This window comes from Maribacter sp. MAR_2009_72, from assembly GCF_007827235.1.
Lineage (GTDB): Bacteria > Bacteroidota > Bacteroidia > Flavobacteriales > Flavobacteriaceae > Maribacter > Maribacter sedimenticola.
Genome location: NZ_VISB01000001.1, coordinates 3,620,145 through 3,637,133 on the forward strand (window position 1 = coordinate 3,620,145; position 16,989 = coordinate 3,637,133).

The window sequence follows — 16,989 nt, forward strand, 5'->3', positions numbered from 1 at the left end:
CTTAGCGTAATTGTGTAGTTGAATAGGTTTCAAAATATTCCTTAACCTGTTCTATGTGCTTTTCTTTGGCTTCTTGATCTAGCCAACTTGCTTTAAAGCCGTTGATCGCCAACTGTTTTAATTGGGTTGTGGATAAATTCAATGCCTTAGCGGTCTCATAGTAGTTCTCATTCATATATCCTCCAAAATATGCGGGATCATCTGAATGTATGGTTGCCAAAATCCCTTTATCCAACATTTTGGCTACGGGATGGTCTTCTAATTTTTGAACGACCTTTAGTTCTAAATTGCTTAAAGGACATAGCGTTAATGGAATTTGTTCCATTACCAAGCGTTTTACTAATATTTCATCATCCACACAACGATTACCATGATCAATACGGATAACCTTTAAGAGGTCCAATGCTTCATAGATATACTCTTTTGGTCCTTCCTCGCCAGCATGGGACACCAATTTGTACCCTTGTGCTGCCGATGCTTTGAAAACATTGATAAACTTACTTGGGGGATTGCCCAACTCCGAAGAATCCAGGCCTACACCATCTATCCATTCCTTAAATGGCAAGGATTCTTCCAATGTTTTAAAAGCGGCCTCTTCGCTTAAATGTCTTAGGTAGGACATAATCAGTTTAAATGTAATGCCATATTCCTGTTCACCTTTTATTAGGGCATTATAGATTCCATTAATTACCACTGAAAACGGAACACCTCTTTCTGTATGCGTTTGCGGGTCAAAAAATACTTCTACATGAACAACGTTTTGTTGATGTACTTTTTTTAAATATTCATAGGTTAATTCAAAAAAATCTTGCTCATGGAGCAAGACTTGGGCACCTAGATAATACAAGTCTAAAAACTCCTGTAGGTTATTGAACTTATATGCTTTTTTTAAATCTTCAACAGATTTATATGCCAATTCAATATTGTTTCTCCTTGCAATCTTGAACATAAGATCCGCTTCCAAGCTCCCTTCAATATGTAAATGTAGTTCTGTTTTAGGAATACCTTGTATTAGTTCTTTCAGGTGAGATGGGTTCATAGGCAGATTAATTTTTATTGTCCTCAACAGTAAATTGGAACGGTTTATAAATTTACATATCTAATGTCAATTATACCGGTCCTAGATTTTTTAATTAAGGGATAATACTTTGGATACGATCCAAGTGATATTTGCCAGTTTTATTTTTTGATTACATAGGTAAAACCGACTGCGATGTAAACGTAACACGTTAGTGCTCCCAAGTAATGGCCAATTTACCACGGGTTCGTTTTTTTTCCAGTATATGTATGGCCTTAGGAATTTCCAGGTAACTAAATTCTTGTGCTATATGCACATCAATTTTTTTGTCCGCTATAAGTTGTGCCAAGGTTTCCAAATCTTTCTTATCTGGCATAGCCGTAAATTGAGCCAATGGATATTTGCTGAACGCTTTTCTAAGAAGTAGCGATATCATTTTGTTCATGGTGGTAAAACCTATAATGACACCTCTTTTACCTAAACGCTTATAGTCCGTATGTCTAAAATTGCCATGTGCATCGATTACTAAATCATAGACCTTGTTGTGAAATTGTATATTTTCTTTGTCATAGGCAATGACGTCATCTGCACCAAGTTTCTTTACAAAAGTTTTATTTTTATCCGAACAGATTGCCGTTACCTTTGCACCATAAGCTTTTGCGACCTGGACAGCAAAATGGCCTACACCACCTGAAGCTCCGTTAATGAGCACCGTTTCAGATTTTTTCAAATTTCCATGGGTAAGCAGTGCCTGTAATGCCGTGGTCCCTGCCATTGGTAGGCAAGCCATTTTTGGTACGTTCATTGTATTGGGAAAGTGGGCACACTTATTTTCAGGAATTGTAACATATTCAGCAAAAGCAGCACCTGGGGTACGTTCTCCAAAAACCATATCGCCTACTTGAAACGTTGTTACTTGGGAACCAATTTTGGTGACTTCACCGGCAAAATCCGCTCCAAGGACTTTATTTTTGGGTTTGATCAGTCCAAATGCTAGACGTGTTAAATAGGGTTTTCCTCTTAATATATGCCAGTCAGCAGGATTTACGGAATTCGCCTTTATGTTAACAAGTAGTTCAGTGGCATTAGGTTCAGGTGTTGATATATCCTTTAATTCAAGAATTTCCGGGCCGCCATATTTTAGTTTTACGTAAGCTTTCATAAGGGGTATTTGCTGTTTTTGTATTTGTAGGCATTTCCCCTAATCCGTTACGGTTTTATAGCGGTAGTTTATTCATTATCAATACATACTACCATGTTATGTCTGAATAATATAAGAATTCATAACCCATTTCAACACTGAGCATGGGGTCAAAATTGTATTTTTCAACTTCCGCCACATTATATCTAAGGCCAGCTTTTTTGGCATAGGAAAACAAGTTTTTAAAATTGACCTTGCCACTGGCGCCAATTTCCATATCGTCCTTGGTATGCCAGCTAAAGAAGCGTCCGGGATAATTGTTAATGTAGGCAATGGGGTCTGCATTTCCCATTCTCATCCATTTGAAAAGATACGTGGTTTGGATTGTAAAGGCATAACTATACTAGATTCCCTTTTCATTTTTACCCGATTATACACGTTCCTATACTTCAATAATATAAAACCTGCCTTTATAAAATTGCCGTTACATTATTTTAGTTTTTTTTCGGTTGGTTTTAGGTGTGGGTCTTAATGATGCACAAGCTACTATGGATTTCCAATAAACATGAAAGTAGTTTCTTGAATGCAATTACATGGATTTTAAAAGTCCGCCATCTATGGGGATGTTGGTTCCAGTAATATAAGCGGCATTATCAGAAGCTAAAAAAGCTGCCAAATATCCATATTCAATGGGGTCACCTATACGTTGTAACGGTACTTTGGATTCCATATCTTTCCTTACCTGACTTTGTGCAATACCTAATTGTTCCGCTTTTTTTGCATTCAACTGAGCTATACGGTCGGTATCAAAATAACCGGTCAGCACATTGTTCACCGTTATTTGATATTTGCCCACATCCGTGGCCAATGATTTTGCCCAGGTTACTACAGCGGCACGAATTGTATTGGACAGGGCCAAATAAGATAAAGGTTCTTTAACCGATACGGATGCCACATTAATGATACGGCCCCAATTTTTTGCAATCATTTGCTTCAGTGCCAATTCTGTGGTGAAGACTACGGTTTTAAAAAGTAGATCAAAAGCCTCTTGGTAATCCGAAACATTTTTTTCAAGCGCAGAACCTGCCGAAGGGCCTTGGGTATTGTTTACCAGAATATCGACGGAATTATGTTCAAAATAGTTACTGATGCTGTTTTGAAAATCATTAAAATCATTGAAATCTACCACCAAAAACTGATGTTTCTGCCCTGTCTCCTTTGGTAGGGCTTCAACAATATCACGTAGCTTATCTTCACTATGTGACATTAATGTGACACTGGCACCACTTGCTGCCAATTGCTGGGCAATGGCCTTACCTATACCACCACTACTGCCACCTACCAATGCTTTTTTATTTTGTAAGGAAATGTTCATGTTCTACGTTATGTTTTTCTATTACATTACTGCCTTTTTCCCTTAGAAAATAGGGATATAAAACTTAAAAAATCATCTGTATTCTTCACGTGTGGGACTAAACACATCCAATAATTTACAGTCTGTCAATGCTTTGCCGCTATGCTTTTGATGAGGTGCAATGATAACGATATCCCCTGGACCGTAAATTTTGGTGTCACCATCCAGCGTAAATTCAAAATCACCTTCCATTACATGCATGATCTGTTCGTTCATATGGGCGTGTTCCGGTACTATCGCATCTTTTTTTACTTCCCAAAATGCAATACTCATATGTTGGGAATGTACCAACTTGCCATGGTAATCGGGCATAATTTCTTTAGAAGGAATATTGGAAAGATTTAAGCTCATGTGTTGTTTTTTACCAGACTAAGATAAACCAAACGATTGCAAAAGAAAAGCCTCTTTGGTTATTCCAAAGAGGCTTTTCTTTTTTGAATGAGCGTTCCTTATGGGTTCTTGCTGTCATAATCCCAACCAATTACCACAAACTCACATCTACGGTTCCATTCATGATCTTCTTCGGTACAATCTTGCTCAGTGGCGCATTTCACAATAGGCTTAGATTCCCCATATCCTTTTGATACGATCCTACCGGATTCAATCCCGTTCTTTACCAAGAATTCCTTTGCGGAATCTGCACGTTTTTGAGAAAGTTCCTTATTGTATTTACCATTGCCCCTAATATCGGTATGGGTTCCTATTTCAATGATCATACCCGGATTATTCTTCATTACATCTATAACTGTTTTTAAGCGCTCCCTAGATTCCCTTCTTAAGTACCACAGGCTATAATCAAAATGGATTTCCTCAGTTTTTATTATGGTGCGGTCGGTTTCCTTGACCAAGGCGGTTTCACTGGCTAAGGCATTCTCTATTTTTTTGGCAACTGCTTGTTCCGCCCTAACTTTCTCTTGAAGGCGCTCTTTTTCTTTACGTTCTTTTTCTTCTATGGTACGCTGTGCCAGTAATTGTTTTGCCTTTTTTTCTTCTTCCAGTTTTTTTATGGCCAAAGCTTCTGCCCGTGCTTTTTCTTCCGCTAGCTTTTTTTGCTTTGTTATGGCTTGGTTTTTTTCACGTTCGGTAATAGAATATAAATACATGGACGCATCTTTTATAGCGCTACGTACTTTATCGGTAATTACGTTTCTCATATTTGATTCATATCCGGCTTTTTCAGCTTTTAGGGTATATGCGGTCTCGCAGTCGGCATCAAAAGAAAAAGCTCCATCTTCTTTTGTGGTAACGGTCATGATAAGGTTGTTTGCGTTGTCCAGATATAGGACATTGACACCTGCTAGGGGCAGGGTGGTGGTGCGGTCGGTTATAGTTCCGGTGATATATTGCTTGCAATTTTCTATGGTAAGTTCTTTGGTGACGGTAAATTTATAGATGTCATCGCTTCCTTTACCCGTTGGCCTATTGGAAGCAAAATACCCTGTTTTGCCATCGTTGTTCAGCACATAGGAAAAATCATCATAACCACTGTTAACAGGTAAGCCCAAATTATCCGGATGCTGCCATACTCCATTGTCACTTTTGGAAATAAAGACATCCAATAGACCAAAACCTGGGTGTCCGTTAGAAGAAAAATACAATGCTCCATCAGAGGATATAAAAGGAAATTGTTCTTTCTTATCGGTGTTGATCAAAGCACCTAAATTTATAGGAGCACCATAGGAATCGTCTGATTGTATAGTGACCTCATAAATATCGAGCGAACCAAAACCACCCGGTCTATCCGATGAAAAATAGAGTTTAGTGCCATCTGCGCTTAGGGTTGGATGTTCATTGGAATATTCATCACTATTAAAGGGCAGTTCCGTAATATGCTTCCATTCACCGTCTTCCAATATGGCACGGTATATTTTAAGGTTGGATATCTTACGGTCATCGGTCTTGCGTTTCCCGTTTTTAAAATTGTTACGGGTAAAGTAAAGGGTTTTTCTATCTGATGAAAGTGTAAAAGTCCCCTCGTGTAATCGCGTATTTACTTGGCCGGGAAGTTCACTACTTAAACTATCTCCCCACATTTGTTTTTCCAATGGATGGGTATAAATATCAAGGTATTGTTGATTGTTCCACCGGTAAGTTTTGGATTTCGAATTTTTATGTGCGGCGGTATACCACATTTCGTTTCCAATTGGCATGGCCCCAAATTCTGATGTGCCCGTATTCAGTGCACTGTTTTCAATTGTATATCGTTCACCTATAGCTTTTACATTATCAAGATATGTAGAAGATTGCCTTAATTGTAGCAATTTATCTGTCTGTCCTTCTTTTGAATAATAATCACCAAGCACTTTTTCTGCTTCTTTATATTCCCCTATAGCTTTTAAAGATTGGTTCAATCTAAAGAAATACTCTTCATTGACGGTATCCCCATAATTGGAAATAAGGTAGCGGTACCAACGGGCGGATGCATTTAAATTGAACGTGTGGTAATAGGAATCTGCCAAGTTCTTGATCAATACGCTGCTTTTTTTCATTGGCAACGCCGCTTCATAAAGGGGTATGGCATCTGTATAATATGCTTTTTCAAAAAGGTCATTGGCCCGATCTACCTCATGTTGGCCCCAAATTGTTCCATAGGTTCCCAGTACTGTGATAATGAGTGTTATAGTCTTTTTCATTTTAGTAGAATCTAGGAGATTTGTCATAGCCCTTTTTAAGTCCCCAAAGGTCTAAGTTGAACAGTAGGAAAATTTCATGGGATCCATTATTGAACGACCCAAGGTTAGAAATGGTGTAGTCATAGGCGTAACCAATGCGAAAAGCGGGCAATACTGCAATATTGAACATGGCACTGACAGAATCATCCAATCGATAAGATACCCCGCCCTCAAACCTATTGTTAACCAATGCGTTTATAGAAAGGTCTGCCGTAATTGGTGCCCCCTGTACCATTTTGGTCATTATAGAGGGTTTTATTTTTAAGTCTGAATGAATGTTGAACACATAGCCTGCCATACCGAAAAAATGAATGGCCTCTGCACCAATACGGGTAATGCCATCCCTGTTTTCCAAATGTTTTGAGGTCAATAGATTGGGTATGGATACACCTGCATAGAACTTGTCCCTGGTATAAAATGCGCCGATACCAATATTTGGAAACGTATTGTTTAGATTTTCATTAAATGCCGGGTCATCTTGCACCTCTGGCAGTCTAAAACCATTAAAATTGGTCTGAAACGTTGTGACTCCTCCTTTAAGGCCTAGGCTTATATTACTTTGTTCATTAAGTTTTAGTATGTATGCAAAATCTATATAGATATTATTTTCTTTTAATGAGCCGTCTCCAATATCGTCGGATATTATTGAGGCGCCCATCTCAATTTTTTTTGAAAATGGGGTATGGGCAAAGAAGGTTAGGGTCTTTGGTCCACCTACGGCATTTTGCCATTGGGTTCTATACAACGTCCCAAAATTTAACATGCCCGGCTCGTTGGTGGTATATGCGGGGTTGACCACATTCATATTATACATGTATTGGGTGTACTGTGGGTCTTGTTGTGCCTGAACTTTACAAAGGAAAATTAGCATAGCTATGCAAACAATCCTTAAGTGTTGTAGTGTATTTTGCATTGCTTATCTGTTTAAATATAATCTTCCTTGGACGGGTTCAAAGTTATCCTTGTTGTAATTGATGATATAGAAATAAATACCATTTGGTGCAATGGAAGAACCATTACTACCATCCCATGCGGGATTGTTTTTATCGCCTTTAAATAATGTTGTACCATATCGGTTAAGGATTTCAATGGTATAGTCGGGAAAAATGGTATCAATGTTGGGAACAAAAAAGGTATCGTTTCGATTATCCGCATTGGGAGAAAACCCGTCCGGAATGAAAAAATCATAATCTTCCGGATTACATGCGCTTAAGTCTACATTTACCGGAACACGGGATGCAGAAGAACAACCAGTTGCCGGGTCCCTACTTTCGGCATAATAAACAGTGTCCGTTTGTAATGGGGTATCATTATCAAGTGCAGTACCCCCTGTTTCCGTAAGAAACCAAAAAACGTCATTTTCCATTTCATCTTCCAGGGCCCTAAGTTCTTGCACCGTAGGATTGTCCAATCCACATGCCGTTAGTTCGGTGTCAGATAAATTGGATGGCGCCACGGTTATGATTGTTGGCGTTATTGCCAATCGTTGGCTGCTGGTACAATTTTGTTCATTTAGGATTGCGGCATAATAGGTTTGTCCATCTACCAAGGTTGTGGTTGAATCCAATAAAGTGCCGCTTACATCCGCATTAAACCATATAATGGAATTACCTGCTGGGCTATCTATGGCAATCAAGGATAATGTAGGGTTATCCTCTGCACAAAAGATGGGGGCGGAATTGTTCGTAGTTGGTCCTGAAGGATCGCTTAAAATTGTCAATACACGTATACGGTCGGAACCTTCACAATTATTTGCGGGATCGGTGTTGGATATATAATAATCCTCCCCGTTTTCCAGTAAGGTCGTAATAGGAAGTATATCGGTGTCCGTTGCGGTGGCATAAAATAAAAGCGCTCCATTGGAAGTGACCTCTATATCCATTAAGGTAGGTCCATTGGGATAATCAACCGTACAGAATATCTGTTCTTCGGCTGCTTGAGGAGCTTCTGGTATACCGCCTCTTGAGAAGTTTTCCTGTTCTTCAAAATCATACACTAGACGGCATGGGGTCGTATCATTTTGGGTACTTCGAACACTTGCCGTATAATTTCCTATGGGCAATGCATCCACATCAATTTGATAGTCTGCCGTACCGCCCGTAAAATTAATGGTATTGGTCGTCAATATGGTATTGGAATCCATTTCCATAACATCATAAGTTATGGTATAGGAACCATCACTTAAAACAGGCGCATCTATAATGACATCTATTTGTGTTGCGTCACAATTATTATCTATTTGTAAGTCCAATTGTATAGGGCTAGTAACGGGAATTACAATAAAATTAGCAGTTAGCGGACAGTTGGTAGAATAACTATCCGTTATTGTTAAGTCTATATCATAATCGCCCTCGGCAGCAAAATTTGTATTCGGAATTGTTAAAGATGCAGAACCGTTAGTAAACGTTAAAGGCGCATTGGATATCACTATAGGGTCGCCCGTAGGTAAATTTAAGGTGTAATCGGTACTATACGCACCATTGGCAAAATTGCCATCCTCGTCCAAAATATTGGTAAAGGTTACCGTTGCATCGTTATTCACACAAATATCTTGTAAGGAAACACTTGAATCCGCAGCCAAAAACGTGGTGGGCGGCACTAAAATAGTAGGGCATATGTCCCGCAAAGGCGAAACGCTTTCAATTCCTAGAACGCTAAGCGTTAAAATTCTATTTACAGGTACCAGATCCGGATCTACCATAAAACTACCGCTACCGTTGGTCAATGTCGTAGGGGCTTCCTCTAGCCTACCATCTACGGAATACGTTAATATAAACGAACCATTATGAAAGATTGTGTCGTCATAGGTTAGTTCAACAATATAGTCCGAACCAAAACATACACTTTCTGTAGTAATCTCTCCGTCCAAAACAGGTAATATATTAATGTTGACTACAGAGGACTGTTCTTCACAAACCGGGTGACTGGGGAAAACCGTATATGTAAATGAATAGGTGCCATATCCAAAATTATCGTTCAGTTCCTGAATATTTATAAAAGAATCATTTAAATCACTGAGTTGGTTCGTGCCATTTTCCGACCATGTACCGTTGGGGTCTTCACCAACTAATCTACTGTTCAAATCAAGATTGGTATAGCCAGACAGATCTTCATTGGTACAAAAGGTAAGACTATTGGGTAATCCTGAGTTGGCGGCTGGATGAACTTCCAAAATAACGGTAGATGTACGACTGGCACAACTACTTACCTCGGGTACCGTATAAGTAAATATATAAATGCCCGGACCAGCGGCCTGCGCATTGAAAATATTGTTCTCCAATTGATTGGTTGCTGTACTGGGGTCTTCTTCCCAAAGACCATTAAAATCCTGTACTTTACCATCAATATTACTGCCCAAGAATCCATGCAGGTTAACGTTGGAGTCATCACTACAGGCATTGGCACTGCCATCTATATTATCCTCCCCTGGATAGCCGCCAAGATTAATGGTCACCACTGCAGATTGATTACAGGCGGTATTGGTATAAGTAAATCTATGAATACCGTAATTGTTGATACGCCATAAATCTACTATGCCCGTAGTCTGGTTTAGTGCTACAAAATTTGCGGGGTTGGTAGTAGACCATGTACCACCAGTTGCTGGGGTTCCGCCCAATTGGGCAAAAAGGTCAAAGTTTCTATTGCCTACATCGGCATCTTTGGTACACACATCAATGGTTGTGCTTGTGCCGGCGCATTGTCCATAAACAAAATTATAGGAGCTTAGGACTAATAGCGATACAATTAAAAACCTCAATTTTAAAATGTTCATTTAAGGGGAATTGGTTGGTTGGATGTAATTGTCCATTTTTAAAGGTATTTCGGAAAGACAGGGTGATAAAAAATATGTTGTCAGTTACCAAATTTGTAGGGTGAATACTACTAAACATGATTGTTAAATCTGTTTGGCACATGTATTTGGTCGATCAATTATTGACTTTTATATAGGTATAAAGAAAATGTAGGTGTTGCCAACAATGCGGTTTTTGGGTACATTGGCTATCTTTGACAACTAAAATTAAATAATGCGCATACATTTTATAGCTATAGGTGGGAGTGCAATGCACAATTTAGCACTTGCCTTGTCTCATAAGGGATACCAGGTAACAGGTAGTGATGACGTTATATTTGAACCATCAAGGTCCAGATTGCAGGCAAAGGGTTTGTTGCCATTGGAATTTGGTTGGTTTCCAAATAAGATAGATGCCGGCCTGGATGCTATTGTATTGGGTATGCATGCCAAGGAAGATAATCCAGAATTGTTAAAGGCACAGCAGTTAGGTCTTACCATCTACTCCTATCCGGAATTTTTATATGAACAGTCCAAAAATAAAACACGCGTAGTTATAGGTGGTAGCCATGGCAAGACCACTATTACTTCCATGATATTGCACGTGCTTAATTTTCATGATATAGAAGTGGATTATATGGTTGGGGCACAGTTGGACGGATTTGAAAGAATGGTGCATTTAACGGAGCATAATGATTTTATAGTTTTGGAAGGGGATGAATATTTATCTTCGCCAATAGACAAAAGGCCCAAATTTCATTTATACCAACCTAATATTGCGCTTTTAAGCGGTATAGCCTGGGACCATATCAATGTCTTCCCCACATTTGAAAATTATGTGGAGCAGTTCAGGATATTTGTGGACAGTATCGTTAAAGGAGGCTCAATAACCTACAATGAAGAGGATGTTAACGTAAAAGCAGTAGTAGAGGCCTCTGAAAATGCAATTCGTAAATTACCCTATAGTACGCCAGAGTATTCTGTAGAACATGGAGAAACCTTGTTGGAAACGTCTGAAGGCCCTATGCCCATAGAAGTATTTGGCAGACATAATCTTAGCAATTTGGCAGGTGCCAAATGGATATGCCAAAACATGGGTGTGGACGAGGATGATTTCTATGAAGCCATTGCAACATTTAAAGGGGCGTCCAAACGATTGGAGAAAATAGCGGAAGGCTCGTGCAGTATTGCATACAAGGATTTTGCACATTCACCCAGTAAGGTGGCGGCTACCACTAAAGCGGTCAAAGAACAATATCCTGATAGAAAATTGATTGCATGCTTGGAACTACATACTTATAGCAGCTTTAATCCGGAATTTTTAAAGGAATACAAAGGTGCCCTAGATGACGCAGATGAAGCCGTAATTTTCTTTTTACCGGAATCCGTGGCCATTAAAAAATTGAAAGCGGTTACCCCGGAACAAATAATGGAAGCCTTTCAACGTAATGATTTAAGAATATTTACCGATGCCAAATCATTCCATAAGTTTTTGGAGACCGGTTCGTATAAAAATTCAACCTTGCTGTTAATGAGCTCCGGTAATTATGGTGGTTTTGATTTAGCAAGATTACAGGATTTAATGGTTTAGGGTTATGCTGAATATTTTAAAGCATAAGACTGAACTTGTTTGAAATATTAAATTCAGTACTAATGAAAATCGGGAATTATTAAGCTTGCCGATAACGTATATTAGTTTTTCAGCAATTACGACCCAACGAACTATTATAAACCAAATTGTTTTAAATGGTGGTCTAGGTGCTTATACTCCAACTGTCCCCATTGATCCTTTGTAAATTCTCCGAATGCAGGATGTGGATACCATCTATCTCGACTTTTGGTTGCGTGGAAATCATCTATTAATTGATGTAGTAATCTATATTCTTCATCAAAATTTTTCTCCTCTTTGGCTTTTAACTGTGGTGCGGTAGGCAGACCTTTACGCCAAGGTTTGTCATTGTACAATGATTTTTTAAAAAAGGTTTTTACGAACCAATTACCTTTAGAGGTGTTGGGACGGTTTTCTACGGCCAGTTTTAACGGATATTGACAATGCCAGCACATTTGTGCAACGGACATTTTACCCCATTGCCGATCAGTATCTTCCTTTAGGTTGTTCAATCGGGACTTAATGTCTTTGTAGCCATCTTCGTTTAAAAGTGATTTCATGGTTGCTTCTTTAATTGATGTTTAAATTTAGGATAAAATAATTAGTTCTGTATCTTTAGCCTATGCCGGATAAATCTACTTCCTTTTCCATTAAAAATTGGTCCGATGATGATAAACCACGTGAGAAACTGGTGCAGAAGGGGCGTTCCGTATTGTCCGATGCAGAGTTGATCGCTATTTTAATAGGTTCTGGCAGTAGGTCAGAAAGTGCTGTTGAACTTTCTAAACGTATCTTGGCATCTGTAGGCAATAATCTCAATGAACTTGGTAGGCTCACCATAAAGCAGTTAATGGAATTTAAAGGTATTGGAGAAGCAAAGGCCGTAACCATTGCTGCCGCATTGGAAATGGGAAGAAGGCGTAGGGGAGAAGATTCTTTGAAAGTCGATAAAATAGGAAGCAGCCAAGACGTATATCATTTGTTACAGCCCATAATGGGAGAGTTGGAACATGAGGAATTCTGGATACTGTTCCTAAATAACAGCAATAAAGTTTTACATAAGGCCCAAATGAGCAAAGGAGGTATAACCGGGACCTTGGTAGATGTACGCCTAGTAATGAAACAAGCTTTGGAACTGGGTGCCGTTGCAATTATTTTGGCCCATAACCATCCATCAGGTACATTGCGGCCCAGTGGGGCAGATAAGCAAATTACCCAAAAAATAAAATTGGCAAGTGAAACTTTGGATGTAAAGGTCTTGGATCATTTGATCATTACCCAAAAAAGTTATTTTAGCTTTGCAGATGAAAAATTGCTTTAAATGTTATTGATCTATACCCATAAGATAACACCCCGACTTACCTATATCATGAGGCATATCTTTGTGAATATGTTGGGTATAGAACTTGAATTTACCACCAAAGTAGAAGAATTTATAAAGCATACGGGCCCAAAGATTACATATACCAAACAACCTCTGCAAAATGAGTTTTTTATTCGTAGTAATGAATTGTTATTTGAACAGGGCATAAACGATGTGCAGATAAGTGTTGGGGATTGGGAAGGTGTACCGTGCTTCTTTTCCAATGGGGAGCGTAGTAACATTCCTTTTGATATTTTTGCGGCAAGCTTTTTTCTACTGGCCAGATATGAGGAATATCTGCCCCACGTTAAGGATATTCATGGTAGATTTTCACCAAAGGATAGTATTGCTTACCAAAATGACTTTTTACAAAAACCTGTAGTAGATTTATGGGCCTATAAACTATTGGACGCTCTTAAGGAACGTTTTGATGAACTTGAATATAGGAACAGGTCTTATGATTATATATCCATTATAGATGTAGCCACATCACATTGCTACGCCAATAGGGGAATTGCCCGTGGTTTGGCTGGCTTGATTATGGATATGGGAACCTTAAAATTAAAGCGGGTCTATGAACGTGTGGCCGTTCGTTTCAATAGACTAAAGGATCCCTATGATAATTTTGCGGCTTTGATCGCCATGCATAAAGAATACGGTGTAAAATGTAATTTCTTTTTTCAGTTCGCGGATTATTCCAAATATGATAAGAATGTATCAACCAATAGCATGAAATTCAAATCGCTCATCAAATATGTTGCTGATTATGTTCCTGTCTCCCTGGCTGCTTCCTATAGTTCTTTTTCTAATCTAGAACTATTGAAAAAGGAAAAATCTAATTTAGAGGAGGTCATCAATAGGCCGGTCAATAATTCTAAAATGCGCTATAATAGGGTAGATGTACCCGAAACCTATAGAAACTTGATCGCGGCAGAATTTACGGATGACTATACCATGGGCTATACTTTTGAGCTGGGTTTCCGTGCAGGTACATGTTCACCCTTTCAATTTTATGATATTCCTTTAGAGGTAAAACAACCTATAAAAGTGCACCCCTTTGCTATTCATGATTATGCCTTGTCAAAAATAAAAAAAGACAATGGAGTATTACAGCAAATTCAAAGAATACAGAAAGATGTAAAGGATGTACAAGGTACGTTAATTGCCATGTTTACCAATGAATTATTGGGTAACAATGATGAAAGAAACTGGTTAAGGCTCTACGAAGAAATCATAAAACAACAACATGTTCAAGAATAAGGTGACCGATATTTTTTTTGACCTAGATCATACCCTTTGGGATTTTGATAGGAATTCCGCCTATACGTTTCAAAAAATTTTTACGGAACAACACATCAATGTTGATCTGTCCCAATTTTTGGAAGTTTATGTGCCTTCCAATTTAAGGTTTTGGAAAATGTACAGGGAAGAAAGGATTACCAAATCAGAATTGCGATATCAACGTCTAAAAACGGTTTTCGATACCCTTTCCTATAGCATACCTGATGAGGTCATACATGTATTGTCCCAAGAATATATTGCCCATTTATCATCTTTTAACCATCTGTTCCCTAATACTATAGAAATTTTGGATTACCTAAAACCTAAATATAGGTTGCATATCATTACCAATGGTTTTCAGGAAATACAGGAAAAAAAATTAATGGGCGCCGGTATACATGGTTATTTTGAGCACATTATAGATTCAGAGATGGCAGGGGTAAAAAAACCTAATCCAATAATTTTTAACCTGGCCTTGCATAGGGCAGGGGTAGCACCGGATAAATCCTTAATGATAGGCGATAATCTAGAAGCGGATATCCTAGGGGCAAAAGCGGTTGGACTACATGCGGTGCATTTTAATCCGCACCGCGAAGATAGACATGATGAAGCCCCTATAATTTACGATCTACAAGAAATAAAATCCATTTTATAGAGTTACTAGTATAAGAGGTTTCAGCCTCTTTGCCAATAATTCTAAAGATAATGAAAGGGGTTTATAACTTAATAATGGTATTCTTTGCTCTTGCACTGATGTTCTCATGTACGGACAAGCAGGATTTTAACCAAATAGACGATCTGGAGATTACGCCAACTTATGAGACCAGTGTTTTTTATGTAAAGGCCCAAGAAAGTATCATTAACCGTATTAACGGAGTTAGTTTTTTTTCACAGGATTTTAATTTTGATGCCTTTGCAGAACCATTTTTTGCAAATAGGGTGCTATCTGGGGTTTTGACCTATGAGCTTGAAAATACTACTAGTAAACCTATTGAAATTATTCTTGAGTTTTTGGACGAGAACGAAAATATACTTGATACCGAAATTTTCAGAACCGATGCAGCACCTACATCCACTTTAACCAGGGATGTAGCCTATGGACCAACCGGTAAAAACCTTGAAATTATAAGAAATACTTCAAAAATAAGATTGAACGCTACTAATCTTGGCGATAACACTAGTGCATCAAGCTTGCCGGATCCGGCAATAATTCTACGTTCCAGCGCAAAATTTACTTTAGAGGTAAGATGAGTATATCCCGTTTATTGTCCATAATCTTCATCTTGTTTACTTTGGGAGCACGTGCCCAGAACAAACAGATCCTTTATGATTTCAATGAAATACCGCAGTCGTTGAATCTGAACCCGGGTATGGAAACTGATTTTAAATGGTTTGCGGGAATTCCATTTTTGTCTGGTATATCAGGATATGCAGGCTCCAACAATATCTCGGTAAACGATATTTTTGCCGATGATGGTTTGGATATAAATCTAAAAATAAGGGAAAGGGCCTTAAATGTGCTGACTCCTAAAGATGAATTTAGTTCAACGATTCAACTGGAATATATTAATGGCGGATTTAGATCTGCTGACCCTACAATCTTTTATTCTTTTGGGGGCTACTTGGAGCTTGACAATATTACATATTGGCCACAGGATTATGCCAGCTTGCTCTTTGACGGTAATGCGGACCAATTGGATAGAGAATATGATTTAAGCGATTTAAAATCTAGAGGGTCAATGGTCAATGTCATGCATTTTGGCATCAATAAACGAATGGATAGGAATTTGACTTTAGGGGTCAGGGCAAAGTTATATTCCGGTATTGTAGATTATAGTACATCTACAAACAAAGGATATTTTAGGAACACCATTGGGCAGAATAATAGAATTGCAACAACGTTAAGTGCGGATTTAATGTTGCGCACATCTGGAATTGAAGCTTTTGATCAAGCTGCCGATGATGATGCGGTAAGTAGTGAGCTTATTAAAAGGGCATTTCTAGGAGGTGATTTAGGTCTAGGAATGGATGTAGGGTTTACCTATCACCTATCCGAAAGGACCACACTAACAGGTAGTATTTTGGATTTAGGTTTTATGCACCATTCCAACAGTGCTAAAACGTACAGTTTGGAAGGTAGGGCCACCGTAGAAGGTATACAGATAGATATTCTAGAAGATTTTGCCAATCTGAATACGGATTTCTGGCAGAATTTGGTAGATGAGGTAGAAGTCGCAATACCTTTTAATACAGATACCAAAAGTTACATTAGTTTTAGGCCCACAAAATTGTATGGATCAATACGTAATGATTTCGGTGAACCAGTTGGTAGTACCGGTGGGCGGTTAGATTGTAATTGTACCGTAGGCTCCTCAGGTGGAGGTGAGTTGCGTATGGCATACCGAAACTCTATAGGAGCGCAAGTGTATATGATCAATAGACCACGAGGCCCACAAGTTGCATTAACCGGGTTCTATACGCGTAGAATTGGTAATATTATAGCTTTAAAGGCAACTTATACAGCAGATAAATTCACCTATACCAATGTTGGTTTGGGGTTGAACATTCAGGCAGGCCCCGTTAATTTATATGCTATGGCAGATAATTTACTTTCCTATCGGAATTTAGCTGCAAGCCATTATGCCTCATTTCAATTTGGTATGAATATTATATCATGGGGAACTAAAAAGTAAGAGGTCTT

Annotated in this window: 15 protein-coding genes; 6 read left to right on the forward strand and 9 right to left on the reverse strand. The window is 38.6% G+C overall.

The features are described 5' to 3' along the window. Position 1 precedes the first annotated feature (1 nt). From JM81_RS15125 to JM81_RS15160, 8 genes are all read right to left on the reverse strand, one after another. Entirely contained in the window at positions 2–1,039 is a 1,038-nt protein-coding gene (locus JM81_RS15125; protein WP_144804651.1) for an adenosine deaminase, read from the reverse strand. 190 nt (positions 1,040–1,229) lie between these two features. Next, entirely contained in the window at positions 1,230–2,180 is a 951-nt protein-coding gene (locus tag JM81_RS15130) for an NAD(P)-dependent alcohol dehydrogenase (RefSeq protein ID WP_144804653.1), read from the reverse strand. A gap of 88 nt (positions 2,181–2,268) precedes the next feature. Then, positions 2,269–2,511 carry a hypothetical protein gene (locus tag JM81_RS15135; protein WP_144804655.1) on the reverse strand — a complete coding sequence of 81 codons (243 nt, stop codon included), beginning with the start codon at positions 2,509–2,511 and terminating at the stop codon, positions 2,269–2,271. Positions 2,512–2,748: 237 nt separating this feature from the next. Continuing rightward, the gene (locus JM81_RS15140) at positions 2,749–3,534 is read right to left on the reverse strand and encodes an SDR family oxidoreductase (protein WP_144804657.1); all 786 of its coding nucleotides are present in this window, start codon (positions 3,532–3,534) and stop codon (positions 2,749–2,751) included. A gap of 72 nt (positions 3,535–3,606) precedes the next feature. Further along, positions 3,607–3,924, reverse strand: a complete 318-nt coding sequence (locus tag JM81_RS15145; protein WP_144804659.1) for a cupin domain-containing protein — start codon at positions 3,922–3,924, stop codon at positions 3,607–3,609. A 98-nt stretch (positions 3,925–4,022) separates the two neighbouring features. Next, entirely contained in the window at positions 4,023–6,233 is a 2,211-nt protein-coding gene (locus tag JM81_RS15150) for an OmpA family protein (protein WP_144804661.1), read from the reverse strand. After that, positions 6,208–7,158: a type IX secretion system membrane protein PorP/SprF gene (locus JM81_RS15155; protein ID WP_144804663.1), complete on the reverse strand. Its 951-nt coding sequence runs from the start codon at positions 7,156–7,158 to the stop codon at positions 6,208–6,210. The genes JM81_RS15150 and JM81_RS15155 overlap by 26 nt, the downstream gene beginning before the upstream one ends. Before the next feature lie 3 nt (positions 7,159–7,161). Continuing rightward, entirely contained in the window at positions 7,162–10,017 is a 2,856-nt protein-coding gene (locus JM81_RS15160) for a gliding motility-associated C-terminal domain-containing protein (protein WP_144804665.1), read from the reverse strand. A gap of 253 nt (positions 10,018–10,270) precedes the next feature. Between JM81_RS15160 and murC the strand changes: the two genes are divergently transcribed. Further along, positions 10,271–11,626, forward strand: coding sequence for a UDP-N-acetylmuramate--L-alanine ligase (gene murC, locus JM81_RS15165; protein WP_144804667.1), 1,356 nt, complete (start codon positions 10,271–10,273; stop codon positions 11,624–11,626). A gap of 134 nt (positions 11,627–11,760) precedes the next feature. Here murC and JM81_RS15170 read toward each other — a convergent pair whose 3' ends face one another. Continuing rightward, positions 11,761–12,204, reverse strand: coding sequence for a DUF1569 domain-containing protein (locus JM81_RS15170; RefSeq protein ID WP_089259427.1), 444 nt, complete (start codon positions 12,202–12,204; stop codon positions 11,761–11,763). Positions 12,205–12,266: 62 nt separating this feature from the next. Here JM81_RS15170 and radC point away from each other — a divergent pair, with 62 nt between their 5' ends. Genes radC through JM81_RS15195 form a run of 5 tightly spaced genes read left to right on the forward strand, consistent with a single transcriptional unit; the run spans position 12,267 to position 16,981 of the window. Further along, positions 12,267–12,965 (forward strand): RadC family protein, encoded by a 699-nt coding sequence (gene radC / locus JM81_RS15175; RefSeq protein ID WP_144804669.1) that lies wholly within the window; start codon positions 12,267–12,269, stop codon positions 12,963–12,965. Then, a complete protein-coding gene (locus tag JM81_RS15180; RefSeq protein ID WP_144804670.1) occupies positions 12,966–14,267 on the forward strand; it encodes a polysaccharide deacetylase family protein in 1,302 nt (433 codons plus the stop codon). It abuts the gene before it with no gap. Beyond that, on the forward strand, positions 14,254–14,943 hold the full coding sequence (locus tag JM81_RS15185) for a YjjG family noncanonical pyrimidine nucleotidase (protein WP_144804672.1): 690 nt from the start codon (positions 14,254–14,256) through the stop codon (positions 14,941–14,943). Before JM81_RS15180 ends, JM81_RS15185 begins: the two co-directional genes overlap by 14 nt. A gap of 50 nt (positions 14,944–14,993) precedes the next feature. After that, complete coding sequence (locus JM81_RS15190; RefSeq protein ID WP_144804674.1) at positions 14,994–15,539, forward strand: hypothetical protein; 546 nt, start codon at positions 14,994–14,996, stop codon at positions 15,537–15,539. Continuing rightward, entirely contained in the window at positions 15,536–16,981 is a 1,446-nt protein-coding gene (locus JM81_RS15195; RefSeq protein ID WP_144804676.1) for a DUF5723 family protein, read from the forward strand. Before JM81_RS15190 ends, JM81_RS15195 begins: the two co-directional genes overlap by 4 nt. The last annotated feature ends 8 nt before the right edge of the window (positions 16,982–16,989 follow it).